The following is a 15,232-nucleotide window of genomic DNA, read 5'->3' on the forward strand; positions in this document are numbered from 1 at the left end:
CGGGATAAGCGACCGACATAATGTCGGTCGTGGCGACAGTAACGACAGTAGAAACCGGGCACGCGCACCCGTCGGTCAATCGACCGAACCTCACCAGCGTCGGAACCATCATCTGGCTGAGTTCCGAGCTGATGTTCTTCGCGGCCCTCTTCGCGATGTACTTCACCCTGCGATCGGTGACCGGTCCCGAGTTCTGGACGGAAAAGGCCGACGCCTTGAACTTCCCGTTCTCGGCGACCAACACCACGATCCTGGTGCTCTCCTCCCTCACCTGCCAGCTCGGCGTCTTCGCCGCCGAGCGGGGCGATGTGAAGAAGCTCCGGACGTGGTTCATCATCACGTTCGTGATGGGTGCGATCTTCATCGGCGGCCAGGTGTTCGAGTACACCGAGCTGGTCAAGCACGAGGGGCTCTCGCTCTCGTCGGACCCCTACGGCTCGGTGTTCTACCTGACCACCGGCTTCCACGGCCTGCACGTGACGGGCGGTCTCATCGCCTTCCTGCTGGTCCTGGGCCGGACGTACGCCGCCAAGAGGTTCACTCACGAGCAGGCAACCGCCGCCATCGTCGTGTCCTACTACTGGCACTTCGTCGATGTCGTCTGGATCGGCCTCTTCGCCACGATCTACATGATCAAGTAATCGGGTCCCGGGACCCGAGCACATCCAGCAAGCACCGACGCAGAAGATCCTGACACCGGGGTAATCCGTGAAAAAGCTCTCCGCACGACGACGCCATCCGCTGGCGGCGGTCGTCGTCCTACTCCTCGCGCTGGCGGCCACCGGGGGGCTGTACGCCGCGTTCGCGCCCGCGGGCACGGCGAAGGCCGATGAAACCGCCCAGTCCCTCGCCATCGAGGAGGGCCAGAAGCTCTACGCCGTCGGCTGCGCCAGCTGCCACGGCACCGGCGGTCAGGGCACCTCTGACGGCCCGTCCCTGGTAGGCGTCGGCTCCGCGGCCGTCGACTTCCAGGTCGGCACGGGCCGCATGCCGGCCCAGCAGCCGGGCGCCCAGGTGCCGAAGAAGAAGGTCATCTACTCGCAGGCTGAGATCGATCAGCTCGCGGCGTACATCGCCTCCCTCGGTGCCGGCCCGATCACGCCGAAGGAGGGGCAGTACAGCCCCGACGGGGCCGACATCGCCCGTGGTGGCGACCTGTTCCGCTCCAACTGTGCCCAGTGCCACAACTTCACCGGTGAGGGCGGCGCGCTCACGCACGGCAAGTACGCCCCGAGCCTCGAAGGCGTGAGCCCGAAGCACCTGTACGAGGCCATGCAGACCGGCCCGCAGAACATGCCCTCCTTCCCGGACAAGACCATGCCGGAGAAGGAGAAGAAGGACATCATCGCGTACGTCCAGGCCGTCAACGGCGAAAAGGCCGACAGCCCCGGCGGGCTCTCGCTCGGCGGCCTCGGCCCGGTCAGCGAGGGTCTGTTCGCCTGGGTCTTCGGTCTCGGTGCGCTGATCGCAGTTGCCGTCTGGGTCGCGGCCCACACCGCTAAGGCCAAGAAGTCATGAGTAGCCAAGAGATTCCAGAAGAGAACCTGCCCGCTGAGCAGGACACCGCGCACGGCGCGGTGAAGGTCCTCGACGACCCGTTCGCGGACCCGGGCCTTCCGCCCCACAAGCCGCGCATCCAGGACATCGACGAGCGGGCCGCCCGCCGGTCCGAGCGTGCGGTCGCCTTCATGTTCACGCTGTCGATGCTGGCCACGGTCGGCTTCATCGCGTCGTACGTGATCTTCCCGGTCGACAAGATCGTCTACATCTGGCCGTTCGGCCGGGTGAGCGCGCTCAACTTCGCCCTGGGTCTCACCCTCGGCGCGGCGCTCTTCTTCATCGGCGCGGGAGCGGTCCACTGGGCCCGCACCCTGATGTCCGACGTGGAGATCGCCGACGAGCGTCACCCGATCGCGGCTCCGGCGGAGACCAAGGCGAAGGTCATGGCGGACTTCGCGGCCGGTGCCGCCGAGTCCGGCATGGGCCGCCGCAAGCTGATCCGCAACACGATGTTCGGCGCGCTGTCGCTCGTACCGCTCTCCGGTCTCGTGCTGCTGCGTGACATGGGCCCGCTGCCCGAGAAGAAGCTCCGGTCCACCCTGTGGGCCGAGGGCAAGCAGCTCATCAACATGAACACGCACGAGCCGCTGCGTCCCGAGGACGTCGCGGTCGGTTCGCTGACCTTCGCGATGCCCGAGGGCCTGTCCGAGCACGACCACGACTTCCAGGTCGAGATCGCCAAGGCCGCCCTGATGATCGTCCGGATCCAGCCGGAGGACATCAAGGACAAGCGCGAGCTCGAGTGGTCGCACGAGGGCATCGTGGCCTTCTCGAAGATCTGCACCCACGTGGGCTGCCCGATCTCGCTGTACGAGCAGCAGACGCACCACGTGCTCTGCCCGTGCCACCAGTCCACCTTCGACCTCTCCGACGGCGCCCGTGTCATCTTCGGCCCGGCCGGCCACGCCCTTCCGCAGCTGCGGATCGGTGTGAACGACAAGGGCAACCTGGAGGCGCTCGGCGACTTCGCCGAGCCCGTCGGCCCTGCCTTCTGGGAGCGCGGATGAGCACTGTGACCGATTCGAAGAAGAAGGCACCCGCCGGTGAGCGGGTGGCCGACTGGGCCGACGGCCGTCTCGGGATCTACTCCCTGGCCAAGGCCAACATGCGGAAGATCTTCCCGGACCACTGGTCCTTCATGCTGGGTGAGATCTGCCTCTACAGCTTCATCATCATCATCCTCACGGGTGTGTACCTGACGATGTTCTTCCACCCGTCGATGAACGAGGTGGAGTACCACGGCAGCTACATCCCGCTGCAGGGCCAGCTGATGTCCGAGGCGTTCAACTCGACCATGCACATCTCCTTCGATGTGCGCGGTGGTCTGCTCATCCGGCAGATCCACCACTGGGCGGCGCTGATCTTCCTCGCCGGCATGTTCGTGCACATGATGCGCGTGTTCTTCACGGGCGCGTTCCGCAAGCCGCGTGAGATCAACTGGCTGTTCGGCTTCCTGCTGTTCTTCCTGGGCATGTTCACCGGCTTCACCGGTTACTCGCTCCCGGACGACCTGCTCTCCGGCACCGGTGTCCGCTTCATGCAGGGCGCGATCCTGTCCGTCCCGGTCATCGGCACGTACCTGTCGATGTTCCTGTTCGGCGGGGAGTTCCCCGGCGGCGACTTCGTGGCCCGGTTCTACTCGGCGCACGTCCTGCTGCTGCCCGGCATCATGCTCGGTCTGGTGGTCGCCCACCTGATCCTGGTCTTCTACCACAAGCACACGCAGTTCGAGGGCCCCGGCCGTACGAACAAGAACGTCGTGGGCATGCCGCTGCTGCCGGTCTACATGGCCAAGGCCGGAGGCTTCTTCTTCCTGGTCTTCGGTGTCATCGCGGTCATCGCGGCGATCGCCTCGATCAACCCGATCTGGGCGCTCGGCCCGTACCGTCCGGACCAGGTGTCCACCGGCGCCCAGCCCGACTGGTACATGGGCTTCGCCGAGGGTCTGATCCGTGTCATGCCGGGCTGGGAGATCAACCTCTGGGGCCACACGCTCGTCCTGGGCGTGATGATCCCGCTGGCGATCTTCCCCGCGGTCCTCGCGGCGATCGCGGTCTACCCGTTCATCGAGTCGTGGATCACCGGCGACAAGCGCGAGCACCACATCGCGCAGCGCCCGCGCAACGCTCCGACGCGCACCGCCTTCGGTGTCGCCTGGATCACCGCGTACATGATCATGCTCGTCGGTGGTGGAAACGACCTCTGGGCGACCCACTTCCACCTGTCGCTGAACTCGATCACCTGGTTCGTCCGGATCTTCTTCTTCGTCGGGCCGGTCCTCGCGTTCATCCTCACCAAGCGGATCTGTCTCGGCCTGCAGCGCCGCGACCACGACAAGGTGCTGCACGGACGCGAGTCCGGCATCATCAAGCGTCTGCCGCACGGCGAGTTCGTCGAGGTCCACCAGCCGCTCAGCCAGGGCGAGCTGTACCGCCTCACGGCGCACGAGCAGAACAAGCCGGCCGAGCTCGGCCCGCTCGTCGACGAGAACGGCGTCGAGCGCAAGATCGGCCGCATGGAGAAGCTCCGCGTCAGGCTCAACAAGAGCTACTACGGCGAGGACAGCCAGATCGCCAAGCCGACCGTCGAGGAGTACAAGGAGATCACCAGCGGCCACGGCCACCACTGATCACCTGATCCACTCGACCTGAGGTCGCCACAGCGGGAGCCCCGTCCATTCGATGGACGGGGCTCTTTGCCGTCCCCGTTGCTCGATAGGGTGGAGTCGTCACCGTCACGCACTGATCAGGAGCCGCCATGAGCGCTGCGACCCCCGCTGGAGGACCTACGTCGGCGGGCCGCTCGTGGCCCACCGTCCTGGACGGCCTGCTGACCGGCCGCGACCAGAGCGCCGAGGACACCGCCTGGGCGATGGACCGCATCCTGCGCGGCGAGGCCACCGACGCCCAGATCGCCGGTTTCGCCGTGGCCCTGCGCGCCAAGGGCGAGACCGTCGAGGAGATCACCGGCCTCGTGCGGACGATGTACGAGCACGCCAACGTGATCGAGGTGCCCGGCCCCTCCGTCGACATCGTCGGCACCGGCGGCGACGGCGCGAAGACCGTCAACATCTCCACCATGTCGGCGATCGTCGTGGCCGGCACCGGCGCGAAGGTCGTCAAGCACGGCAACCGCGCCGCCTCCAGCGCCAGCGGCGCCTCCGACGTCCTGGAGAAGCTCGGCGTCAACCTGCAGCTCACCCCGCAGCGGGTGGTCGAGGTCGCGGAGGAGGCGGGGATCACCTTCTGCTTCGCGGTGAAGTTCCACCCGGCGCTGCGCCATGTGGCCGCGGCCCGCAAGGAACTGGGCATCCGGACCACGTTCAACTTCCTCGGTCCGCTCACCAACCCCGCCCGCGTCAGAGCGCAGGCGACCGGTGTGGCCGACGCCCGGATGGCCCCGATCATGGCCGGCGTCCTCGCCGAGCGCGGCTCCTCGGCGCTGGTCTTCCGCGGCGACGACGGCCTGGACGAGCTGACGACCACGGCCACCTCCCGGGTGTGGGTCGTACGGGACGGCGTGGTGCGCGAGGAGGCCTTCGACCCGCGGGACGTCGGCATCGAACTCGTACCGGTGGAGGCGCTGCGCGGCGCCGACGCCTCGTACAACGCCGATGTCGCCCGCCGGCTGCTCGCGGGCGAGACCGGTCCCGTACGGGACGCGGTACTGCTCAACTCGGCGGCGGCGCTCACGGCCCTGGAGCCGGGCGCGGGCACCCTGGTGGAGCAGCTGCGCGAGGGTATCGCGCGGGCGGCCGAGTCGATCGACTCGGGTGCGGCCAGGCAGGCGCTGGAGCGCTGGGTCGCGGCCAGCAACAGGTAGCGGCGCCGGGCGCGCCCCGTTCCGCCATCCGGAACGGGGTTGCGCACCGGCGATCACGTGGCATACGTTCAGTGCCAGGTCATGAGTGACAGCCTCGAAGCCCCGGCTGGCTGTCCGGCAACCCTCCGTCCGTGGCGGGGTGCCCCGGGTGAAGACCAGGCCGTGGACAGCAAGGTCCGCGGCAAGCGCGGACCCCTGCACACCCTGGGGTCCTGGTCCTCAAGGGAGCAGTCTCGTGAGCAAGCGAATGCGCTAGGGCCCGTCGGCCCCGTTTCCCCACCCTCCGTACGAACACCGTGCGTCGAGGCAACACCCGTGTGAGGCACCCTTCTTCGCGCTGCCCCGCGGGCACTTCGCTGACCTTCCCGCTCAGGAGACACAGCCATGTCCGCGTACCCGAACGCCGCCACCACGCACGACGCCGCGACCGCAGCCCCCTCCGCCGCCACCGACTCCGAGGCCGGCGGCCCCTGCTGCGCCGCCCCGCTCCCGGTCCTCGGGCGGGACGTCACCGTTCCCCTCGTGACCGGGGGCGAGGTCACCTACGCCGCGCTCGACTACGCCGCCAGCGCGCCGGCCCTGCAGCGGGTCTGGGACGACGTCGCCGCCTACGCCCCGTACTACGGCAGCGTCCACCGCGGCGCCGGCTACCTCTCGCAGCTCTCCACCGACCTCTTCGAGAGCAGCCGCGTCACCGTCGCCGAGTTCCTCGACTGCCGCCCCGCCGACCAGGTCGTCTTCACCCGCTCCACCACCGACTCGCTCAACCTGCTCGCCGCCGCGCTCCCCGCCGGCTGCGAGGTCTTCGTCTTCGAGACCGAGCACCACGCCTCGCTCCTGCCGTGGAGGGACGCGCGCGTCACGTACCTCAACGCCCCGCGTACGCCCGCCCAGGCCGTCGAGACCCTGGAGCGCGCCCTCGCCGACCGTGACCCTTACGGCCCCGCGCTCGTCTGCGTCACCGGCGCCTCCAACGTCACCGGTGAGCTGTGGCCGGTCCGGGAACTGGCCGCCGCCGCCCACGCCCACGGCGCCCGGATCGTCCTCGACGCCGCCCAGCTCGCGCCCCACCACCCGGTCTCCGTACAGGAGTTGGACGTCGACTGGGTGGCCTTCTCCGGCCACAAGCTGTACGCCCCCTTCGGCTCGGGAGTCCTCGCGGGCCGCGCCGACTGGCTCCAGGCCGCCGAGCCCTACCTCGCCGGCGGGGGTGCGTCCAAGAAGGTGAGCCGACGGATCGCCGGGGAAGGCGCCGGGGGAGTGGACGTCGAGTGGCACACCACCGCCGCCCGTCACGAGGCCGGTTCGCCGAACGTCATCGGCGTCTACTCCATCGCCTCCGCCTGCAAGGCGCTCACCGAGGCCGGGTTCGACTCCCTCGTCGCCCGTGAACAGCACCTCGTCGACACCGTCCGGGAGGGCCTCGCCGAGGTCCCGGCGGTCAAGGTGCTCTCGCTCTTCGGCGACGAGGCTCCGCGCGTCGGTGTCCTGTCCTTCGTCGTCGAGGGCTGGAACAGCTCCCACTTCGCCGCCGCGCTCTCCGCCGAGTACGGCATCGGCGTCCGCGACGGCCTCTTCTGCGCCCACCCGCTCGTCCGCACCCTGCTCGGCAGCGACCCGCAGACCCAGGGCGAGTGCGGAGCCCCCGAGGCCGCGCCCGGCGAGAAGTCGCTCAACGCCATCCGCGTCAGCTTCGGCGCCGGTACGCCCGACGAGCACGTGGAGCGTTTCGTACGTGCCGTGAAGGAGCTCGTCCGGGACGGCGCGCAGTGGAAGTACCGCACCGAGGACGGCCGTTGCGTCCCGGACCGCGGCTGAACACTCACTCGTACGGGTGAAGGGGGCCGCCTGCCGCGGCCCCCCGCGTCAGGACTCCAGGCCGATCGCGAAGGCGGCTTCGAGGTCGTGCTGGGAGTACGTCCGGAAGGCCACGTGCGTGTCCGTCGCCTCGACGCCCGGGATCTTGCTGATCCGGCCGGGGATGACGTCCGCGAGGTCGTCGTGCCGCGGCACGCGGACCATGGCGATCAGGTCGTAGGTACCGGTCACCGAGAAGACCTCGCTGACGCTGTCGAGCGCGGCGATCGACTCCGCGATCTCGGGGATGCGGTCCACGCTGGTCTTGATGAGCACGATCGCGGTGATCACGGCTGGCTTTCTCCCTCGGTCGCCGCGGCTGGGGACTTCACTGTATCCCCACCTCGGTAGCGGACCCAGGCGTAGAGGAAGCCGACGGCGAAGCCCACCACATGGGCCAGATAGGCGACACCGGGGCCCGCCCCGGCCGAGCGGGCCGCGAGCCACTGGAGCGCGAACCAGAAGACCAGCACGATCCAGGCGGGGAACCGCAGCGGCAGGAAGAACAGGAAGGGGAACAGGCTCGTCACCCGGGAGCGGGGGAAGAGGTAGAGGAACGCCCCGAGCACCCCCGAGATCGCCCCCGACGCCCCGACCAGCGTCTGCTCGCTGCTCGCGTACGCCGCCGCGTAGCCGAGCAGCGCCAGATAGCCGCAGCCCGCGTAGAAGAGGGCGAAGCCGAGCGCCCCCATCCGCTCCTCGGCCATCGCGCCGAAGACGAACAGGAACAGCATGTTCCCGAGCAGGTGCAGCCAGCTGCCGTGGACGAAGAGGGCGGTCAGCGGGGTGACGAGCGTGCCGGGTTCGCCGCCCATCAGCTCGGCCGGCACGACCCCCCAGCGGTGGAAGTACGCGCTCTGCGCCGCCAGGGCCCGGTCCCCGGTCCCGTAGGAGGGGTCGAGGCCCGACACCGGGCTGATCAGGAACGTGAGGCAGCAGGCGGCGATCAGGGCATACGTCACCGTGGGTCCGCTCCAGGCCCCCCGGCACGCCCCGAGCGCCGCCTCCCGCCATGCGATGCGCCGCCTGTCGATCATGGACAGATCATGGCGTAACGGGGCCCACCTGGACAGAGTGCCTCGCCGCGACACGGGGTACCCGCGAGGCCGTAGGGTTACGGGCAGTACCTCCGCAGTTCAATGGCGCACCGCGGCACCCGCATCCGCATCACGCACATGAAAGAGGACGGCACGATGACGACGGTTCCCCTGCCGACCGCCGAGACCCGCTGGCGCTGCACCCTGTGCGGCAACCTGACCCGGTTCGATGTGACCCGGTCCTCCAAGGTCGTCGAGTACGTCCATCTGGATCTCGCGGGAGAGCCGAAGGTCGAGGAGCGCGAGGTGGTCAGTGAGACCATCGAGTCGGTCCGCTGCCGCTGGTGCAACGCGGTGGACCAGATCGAACTGGTGGACAGGCCCGGCACCGCTTCCTGACGGCGGCGGTGCGCAACACGATGGGGTGACGCAACGTGGAGCAGCCCGCGCGCGGTGGTGAACCGGCCGGCGCGGCAGGTGACGCTGCCGAGGCGCTCGACCGCCCGCTGCCGGACGGCGTACGGCGGCGGGTCGTCGCGCTGGTCTCGGACGCCTTCGGCGGGCTGACCGTCGCGGAGCTTCCGGCCCCCCTGAGGCAGTACGCCCGCTTCACCGCGAGCCGGCGGGCCAAGTTCGCGGGCAACGCCATGGCCGCCGCCCTGGAGAGCGATCCGCTGTTCCGGCAGCGGATCGGTGAGCGGTTCAAGGAGGCCCAGCCCGAGCTGGCCGGGGCCGTCGAGACCGGCGCCCCGCCCGCCGCCGCCGACCCCGTCGACGTCGCCGCGGCCGCCTACGTGCTGCGCCCCGCCGGCTGGGTCAAGCTGGTCGCCGCCGCGGGCGAGGAGGCCCAGCGCGCCGACGCCGAGCGCGCCGACGAGGCCGGCCGGCGCGAGCTGGAGCGGCTGCGCGAGGAGGTCGCCGCCGCCAGGGACCGCGGGCGTGCGGAGACCGAGGAGCTGCGCCACGACCTGGAGGCGGCGCGCAGGGAAGCCGAATCGCTTCACCGCAAGCTGCGCAGCGCGCAGAGCGACGTGAAGCGCGGCGAGGCGGCGCTGCGCCGCACCCACGCGGAGATCGACACGATCAAGGCGGAGGCCGCGGCGCAGGTTTCGGCCGCGGAGAGCGAGAGCCGCCGTCTCAAGGCCCGCCTGGGGGAGGTCGAAGCCGCCCTGGAGGCGAGCCGCCGGGCCGCCCGTGAGGGCCGCTCGGTGGAGGACATGCGGCTGCGGCTGCTGCTCGACACGGTGCTCGACGCCGCGCAGGGGCTGCGCCGCGAACTGGCCCTGCCACCCGTCTCCGTCCATCCCGCCGACACCGTCGACGCGGTGGAGCCCGGACGGATGTCGCCGAAGGACATCGCCGCCCGCGCGCTCTCCGAGACCGACCCGGCGCTCCTGGACCAACTCCTGGCGCTGCCCCAGGCGCATCTGGTCGTGGACGGCTACAACGTCACCAAGACCGGCTATCCGACCATGCCGCTGGAGAAGCAGCGGCTGCGGCTGCTGGGCGGGCTCTCCACGCTCGCGGCCCGCTCGGGCGCCGAGGTCACCTGTGTGTTCGACGGTGCGGAGCTCGCGGCGCCGGTGCTGCTCGCCCCGCCGCGCGGGGTGCGGGTGCTCTTCTCCAAGCCGGGCGTGACGGCCGACGAGTTGATCCGTCAGCTGGTGCGCGCCGAGCCGCCGGGCCGTCCGGTCGTCGTGGTCTCCACCGACCGTGAGGTGGCCGACGGGGTGGCCAAGGCCGGGGCGCGTCCGGTCGCGTCCGCCTTGTTGCTGAAGCGGCTTTCGCGCGCCTCGTGACGTCTCGTAACTACTGGGCCTAATGCCCGAATTCTGGAGGGCGTACGGTCAAGTGGCCGTTACTGCCCGTGTGATGTGTGTAAATAAAGTGCCGCGTGAGCGAGATTTTGCTCATGAGGATTTGAACTGATCACAAGATGGTCACTAGGGTCGGGCCTCGAACCTCCGCGCGGTTGATCATCCATCCGGGATGGCAGCGGAGAAACCGCCTGCCGCAGCCTGGTTGGGCGGCTCGAGGAAGAAGGAGATCGCCTTCGTGGCGTCCCACCGTCGTCCCAAGCAGCCGAGCCGCACCCGCGTGACCGTGCTCACCGCGACCGCCGCCGCGGCCGTCGCGCTCTCCGTCCAGTCCGGCGCCCAGGCCGCCCCGAAGCCGAAGATCGACGACGTCAAGTCGAAGGTCGACAAGCTGCACCACGAGGCCGAGGAGGCCACGGAGCAGTACAACCTGGCCGAGGAGCGTCGCGGGAAGCTGCAGAAGGAGATCGGCGCCCTTCAGGACAAGGTGGCGCGCGGTCAGCAGGAGCTCAACACGCTGCGGGACAACATCGGTTCGGTCGCCAGCGCGCAGTACCGCTCCGGTGGCATCGACCCGGCGCTCCAGCTCTTCCTCTCCTCCGACCCGGACACCTACCTCGACAAGGCGTCCGCGATCGACCAGCTCGGCGCCAAGCAGGCCGACGTGCTCCAGTCGATCCAGTCCAAGCAGCGCACGCTCGCCCAGCAGCGCGCCGAGGCGACGACGAAGCTCGCCGACCTCGAGGACGTCCGCAAGACCCTCGGTGAGAAGAAGAAGGCCTACCAGGGCAAGCTCGCCGAGGCGCAGAAGCTGCTCAACACCCTCACCGCCGCCGAGCGCGCCAAGATGCAGGCCGAGGAGCAGCGCGCCAGCCGCGCCGCCGGCGACCGCGTCGACCTCGGCAACGAGGTCCCGGCCTCCCAGCGCGGTGCCGCCGCGCTCAGCGCCGCCGCCACCCAGATCGGCAAGCCGTACGTCTCCGGCGCCGAGGGCCCCAACTCGTACGACTGCTCCGGTCTGACGCAGTGGGCCTACCGCCAGGCCGGCGTAGGGATCAGCCGTACCACCTACACCCAGCAGAACGACGGCGTGAAGATCGGCCGCAGCCAGCTCAAGCCGGGCGACCTGGTCTTCTTCAACAGCCTTTCGCACGTGGGCCTGTACGCCGGTAACGGGCAGATCCTGCACGCTCCCAAGCCCGGCGCGTCGGTCCGCTACGAGTCCATGAGCTACATGGGCACCTTCCAGTTCGGCGTGCGCATCTGACGCATCCGCCGCGCTCCGACGTGACGCCCAATCGGGTGGAATGTCGCATCTCTCGATGACGTGACGCCCCGCCGGTGACCTGTGGTCTCCGGCGGGGCGTCACTTTGCGTGTCGGGAACCTTCGTTGGACGGAGGGTGATCACCGGCTACTGTCTGCCGCGCCAGTCTGGGCAACACCGAACGGAGCGCGATACGTGGCGTCCCACCGACGACCCGCGAGGGTCACCGTCCTGACCGCCGCCGCGGCCACCGCGGCCACGGCCTTCGGCGCCGTCCCGGCGAGCGCCGATCCGAGCGGCACCCCTGAGACCACGCGCGCCACCGTCGACCGGCTCTTCGAGGAGGCCGAGAAGGCCACCGAGGGCTACAACAAGGCCGACGAGCGGGCGGACCAGCTGCGCAGGACGGTCTCCCGGGCGAAGGACAGCGTGGCGCGCGGCCAGGAACGCGTCAACCGCATGCGGGGCGCGCTCGGTTCGGTGGCCGGAGCCCAGTACCGCTCCGGCGGGATGGACCCCGCGCTCGCGCTGCTGCTCTCCTCCGACCCCGACTCCTACCTCGACCGGGCCTCCGTCCTGGACCGGGTGACCGACCGGCAGAGCGTGGCGCTCGGCCGGCTCCAGCACGAGCTGCGCCGGCTGAACCAGGAGCGGACCGAGGCCGGCCGGCTCCTCGTCGAGCTGGAGCGCAGCCGCACCCAGGTCGCCCGGCACAAGCGCACCGTCGAGCGGAAGCTCGCCGAGGCCCGCCGGCTGCTGCAGTCGCTGACGGACGAGGAGCGGGCGGCGTTCGAGGGCCGGGCCGACCGCTCGGGCCGGGACGCACTCGCCGGGGAGCTGCCGCCCCTCGCCGATCTCGGCCCGGCCTCCTCGCGCGCCGCCGCCGCGGTGATCGCCGCCCGCAGCGCCATCGGCAAGCCGTACGTGTGGGGCGCGACGGGGCCGTCCGCCTTCGACTGCTCCGGCCTGATGGTCTGGTCGTACCGGCAGGCCGGCATCAGCCTCCCGCGGACCTCGGCGGCCCAGCGGAACGCGGGCCGGCGGGTGCCGCTCTCGCAGGCGCAGCCGGGCGACCTCGTCACGTACCGCGGCGACGCCAGCCACGTCGGGATCTACGCGGGCGACGGGCAGGTCATCCACGCCCCGTATCCCGGCGCGCGGGTGCGCTACGACCCCGTCGGGATGATGTCCCACGTGACGGTGACGCGGGTCTGACCGGACACCTGTCCGGTCGCCTGCCCGTACGATCGGGTGCGTGGCAGGTCAGGGGTGTGGAGCGGTGCGACGGGCGGCAGCCTGTCTGGTGGCCGTCCTGCTCGCCCTCACCGGCTGCGCGGCGCCGGAGGCCGGCGATCCGGCGCCCGAGGAGATCCGCACCCTCCTCGACCGGCACGCGCGGGCGCTGCTCGCCCGCGACGAGACGGCGTACGCGGCGGGGCTCGACCCGGCGTTCGCGCCCACCGCGCTCAGGGAGTACGACCGGCTCACGGAGGTGCCTCTCGCCTCGTGGGGCTACCGCGTGACGGACGTCGACCGGGCGGGGGAGGACCGGGCGACGGTCCGCGCCGAGCTCAGCCACCGGATCGCCGGCTACGACTCCGGGCCGGTCACCAGCGAGCGCGTCCTGGACCTGACGGAACGCGACGGCCGGTGGTACGTGACCGGTGAACGGCCCGCGGAGGGCGCCACCCAGCAGCTGTGGCAGCAGGGCGAGGTGGACGCGGTACGAGGAGCGCGCAGCCTCGTCCTCGGCGTCGGGCAGCGGGAGGAGCGGCTGAAGGCCGTCGCGGCGGCGGCCGACCGGGCGGTGCCCGCGGTCTCGTCGGCCTGGGCCGGGACGTGGGCGGGCCGGGTGGTGGTCCTCGTCCCCGCCTCGCTGGACGCCATGGGCGGGCTGCTCGGGGCGCCCGCGGCCTCGTACCGGGGGATAGCGGCGGTCACGACCGGGGAGGTCGGCGGCGGGCCGGACGCGCCCGCGGACCGGGTGATCGTCAACCCCGAGGCGTACGGGGTCCTCGGGGGCTTCGGGCAGCAGGTCGTCCTCACGCACGAGACGACCCACGTGGCCACCCGCGCCGTCACCTCCGCGTCCACTCCGGTCTGGCTCTCCGAGGGCTTCGCCGACTGGGTCGCGTACCGGGGCACGGGCCGCACGGCCGCCCAGGCGGCCCCGGAGCTGCGCCGCGCGGTCGCCGCCGGCGACGTCCCCCCGGCCCTCCCGGACGACAAGGCCTTCGCCTTCGGCAGCGACGCCGACGCCCTGGCCCGCGCCTACGAGGGCGGCTGGCTGGCCTGCGCGCTGATCGCGGAGCGCTGGGGCGAGGCGAAGCTCACCGCCTTCTACCGAGCGGTGGGCGCCCACCCGCAGCGCGAGGGCGCGACGGAGAAGGCCCTCGCCGAGGTCCTCGGCACGACCCCCGGGGAGTTCACGACGGCCTGGCGGGACTATGTGCGGGACAGCCTGGCGTAGGACGGGCCAGCCGGCGTAGGGCGGGCCAGTGCGCGGCCCTGGGGCCGCTGCAGCGCCGTACGCCGTCCCTCAGCCGACCGGCAGGCTCCGCGCGCGCTCCGGTTCCGGCTCCGCCTGAGCCGGGATCTTCACCGGGGTGAGCCGCGGTTCGGTGACCGTCTGCTGCCAGAGGACGCGACAGGCCGAGACCGACGCGGCGACCAGCAGCCCGTTCCGTATGAGCAGCAGCGCGATGCCCAGCGGATCGCTGTCCGTGACGTGCGAGAACCACACCGGGAACTCGAACTGCGTCACCGCCGTCGCCCACACCACCAGATGCGCAGGACGATGCATCCGGCTCGCCCGGTACGCCAGGCACACCGCGGCAAGGCCCACCAGCCACAGCATGTACTGCGGGCTGATCACCCGGCTCGTGGTGGTGAACAGCAGCACCGCCACGAACGCCGCGTCCGCGGGGGTCGTCGACGCGAACTGCCGGGCGCGTATCCGCCACACGAGCAGCCAGCAGAAGGCGGCGACGGTCAGGCCCATCGCGACCGTGGCGACGGAGGAGACGTACGGGCCGAGGAACTCGATCGAGCCGTAGTTCATCTGCGCCACGCCGTCCCAGCCCAGGTGGCGGGCCACGTGGAAGACCATCGCCCCCAGGGACTCCAGTTCGAGCCCCCGATCGCGCTGGTACGTCAGGAAGGCCAGCGCACCGGGCGCCGCGAGCACGCACAGGAGCAGGAGCCCGGCTGCCGCGCCGGCCGCCGTCGACCACGAACGCAACGTCGCACGGCCGCGGGGCGTGCCCGCGAGCACCAGCGCCGGCCAGACCTTCAGCATCGCCCCGAAGCCCGCCAGGGCGCCGAGGACGCGCGGCCGGTGGACGCCGGCGAGCAGCGCGGCCACCGCCACCGCGGTGACCATCAGGTCGTAGCGGGCGTACGCGGTCGGGCCGAGCAGCGGCACGCCCGCGATCCAGATCCAGGCGCCGTGCCGGCTCCGGCCGCGCCGCCGGCCTGTGTACATCAGCAGCGCGAAGACGAGCGCGTCGCAGAGGAAGGCGAGGACGAAGAAGGCCGCGGAGTAGCCGAGGAACGGCAGCACCGCGGGGGAGAGGATCGCGAGGGCGGCGAGCGGCGGGTACTGCCAGGTCACGTCGTCCAGCGGGTACGTGCCGGTCTTCAGGACGTCGAACCAGCCCTGGTAGATCTGCTCGATGTCACTGGTGATGTCCGGCCCCGGGACCGTGACGACCTTGAAGACACAGAGGAGCAGAACGACCCGGGTGAGCCCCCAGAGCACTATGGGGTTTCTTCTCGCGCGCTCGGCAGCCGTACCCAGTACGCCCGTCATGCCTACCTCGTCCCATCCTGTCGGTCTGTTCGGTCCGCGTCCGCGGACGGGTGGTGTTGCCG

14 protein-coding genes and 1 riboswitch are annotated in these 15,232 nt (G+C 70.9%); of the genes, 11 read left to right on the top strand and 3 right to left on the bottom strand.

The window, feature by feature from the left end; translation table 11 throughout:
- Nucleotides 1–20 precede the first annotated feature (20 nt).
- The 6 genes from ctaE to ACZ3IJ_RS15995 all read left to right on the top strand — a co-directional run bounded on the left by ctaE (nucleotide 21) and on the right by ACZ3IJ_RS15995 (nucleotide 7,200).
- Nucleotides 21–641: an aa3-type cytochrome oxidase subunit III gene (gene ctaE, locus ACZ3IJ_RS15970; RefSeq protein WP_352189322.1), complete on the top strand. Its 621-nt coding sequence runs from the start codon at nucleotides 21–23 to the stop codon at nucleotides 639–641.
- A 67-nt stretch (nucleotides 642–708) separates the two neighbouring features.
- Nucleotides 709–1,518, top strand: a complete 810-nt coding sequence (gene qcrC / locus ACZ3IJ_RS15975; RefSeq protein WP_467468541.1) for a cytochrome bc1 complex diheme cytochrome c subunit — start codon at nucleotides 709–711, stop codon at nucleotides 1,516–1,518.
- Nucleotides 1,515–2,567, top strand: a complete 1,053-nt coding sequence (gene qcrA / locus ACZ3IJ_RS15980) for a cytochrome bc1 complex Rieske iron-sulfur subunit (protein ID WP_391797796.1) — start codon at nucleotides 1,515–1,517, stop codon at nucleotides 2,565–2,567. The genes qcrC and qcrA overlap by 4 nt, the downstream gene beginning before the upstream one ends.
- Complete coding sequence (gene qcrB / locus ACZ3IJ_RS15985; RefSeq protein ID WP_391797797.1) at nucleotides 2,564–4,189, top strand: cytochrome bc1 complex cytochrome b subunit; 1,626 nt, start codon at nucleotides 2,564–2,566, stop codon at nucleotides 4,187–4,189. Before qcrA ends, qcrB begins: the two co-directional genes overlap by 4 nt.
- A gap of 128 nt (nucleotides 4,190–4,317) precedes the next feature.
- Nucleotides 4,318–5,382: an anthranilate phosphoribosyltransferase gene (gene trpD, locus ACZ3IJ_RS15990; protein ID WP_467468543.1), complete on the top strand. Its 1,065-nt coding sequence runs from the start codon at nucleotides 4,318–4,320 to the stop codon at nucleotides 5,380–5,382.
- A gap of 77 nt (nucleotides 5,383–5,459) precedes the next feature.
- Nucleotides 5,460–5,576: riboswitch (SAM riboswitch) on the top strand.
- 190 nt (nucleotides 5,577–5,766) lie between these two features.
- The gene (locus ACZ3IJ_RS15995; RefSeq protein WP_467468545.1) at nucleotides 5,767–7,200 is read left to right on the top strand and encodes an aminotransferase class V-fold PLP-dependent enzyme; all 1,434 of its coding nucleotides are present in this window, start codon (nucleotides 5,767–5,769) and stop codon (nucleotides 7,198–7,200) included.
- Nucleotides 7,201–7,248: 48 nt separating this feature from the next.
- On the opposite strand, the gene ACZ3IJ_RS16000 is transcribed toward ACZ3IJ_RS15995, so the two are convergent.
- On the bottom strand, nucleotides 7,249–7,530 hold the full coding sequence (locus ACZ3IJ_RS16000) for an Lrp/AsnC family transcriptional regulator (protein ID WP_017238849.1): 282 nt from the start codon (nucleotides 7,528–7,530) through the stop codon (nucleotides 7,249–7,251).
- Nucleotides 7,527–8,276, bottom strand: coding sequence for a rhomboid family intramembrane serine protease (locus ACZ3IJ_RS16005; protein ID WP_467468547.1), 750 nt, complete (start codon nucleotides 8,274–8,276; stop codon nucleotides 7,527–7,529). Before ACZ3IJ_RS16005 ends, ACZ3IJ_RS16000 begins: the two co-directional genes overlap by 4 nt.
- 156 nt (nucleotides 8,277–8,432) lie before the next feature.
- Here ACZ3IJ_RS16005 and ACZ3IJ_RS16010 point away from each other — a divergent pair, with 156 nt between their 5' ends.
- The 5 genes from ACZ3IJ_RS16010 to ACZ3IJ_RS16030 all read left to right on the top strand — a co-directional run bounded on the left by ACZ3IJ_RS16010 (nucleotide 8,433) and on the right by ACZ3IJ_RS16030 (nucleotide 13,829).
- On the top strand, nucleotides 8,433–8,675 hold the full coding sequence (locus ACZ3IJ_RS16010; RefSeq protein ID WP_260228851.1) for a hypothetical protein: 243 nt from the start codon (nucleotides 8,433–8,435) through the stop codon (nucleotides 8,673–8,675).
- A gap of 35 nt (nucleotides 8,676–8,710) precedes the next feature.
- Complete coding sequence (locus ACZ3IJ_RS16015) at nucleotides 8,711–10,075, top strand: NYN domain-containing protein (protein WP_467468549.1); 1,365 nt, start codon at nucleotides 8,711–8,713, stop codon at nucleotides 10,073–10,075.
- A 256-nt stretch (nucleotides 10,076–10,331) separates the two neighbouring features.
- Complete coding sequence (locus ACZ3IJ_RS16020; RefSeq protein WP_467468551.1) at nucleotides 10,332–11,360, top strand: C40 family peptidase; 1,029 nt, start codon at nucleotides 10,332–10,334, stop codon at nucleotides 11,358–11,360.
- Nucleotides 11,361–11,554: 194 nt separating this feature from the next.
- The gene (locus tag ACZ3IJ_RS16025; RefSeq protein WP_467468553.1) at nucleotides 11,555–12,574 is read left to right on the top strand and encodes a C40 family peptidase; all 1,020 of its coding nucleotides are present in this window, start codon (nucleotides 11,555–11,557) and stop codon (nucleotides 12,572–12,574) included.
- A gap of 40 nt (nucleotides 12,575–12,614) precedes the next feature.
- Nucleotides 12,615–13,829 carry a hypothetical protein gene (locus ACZ3IJ_RS16030; protein WP_467468555.1) on the top strand — a complete coding sequence of 405 codons (1,215 nt, stop codon included), beginning with the start codon at nucleotides 12,615–12,617 and terminating at the stop codon, nucleotides 13,827–13,829.
- A gap of 69 nt (nucleotides 13,830–13,898) precedes the next feature.
- On the opposite strand, the gene ACZ3IJ_RS16035 is transcribed toward ACZ3IJ_RS16030, so the two are convergent.
- The gene (locus tag ACZ3IJ_RS16035; RefSeq protein WP_467468557.1) at nucleotides 13,899–15,170 is read right to left on the bottom strand and encodes a glycosyltransferase 87 family protein; all 1,272 of its coding nucleotides are present in this window, start codon (nucleotides 15,168–15,170) and stop codon (nucleotides 13,899–13,901) included.
- Between the last annotated feature and the right edge of the window lie 62 nt (nucleotides 15,171–15,232).

It is taken from the genome of Streptomyces sp. NPDC013317 (assembly GCF_055563155.1).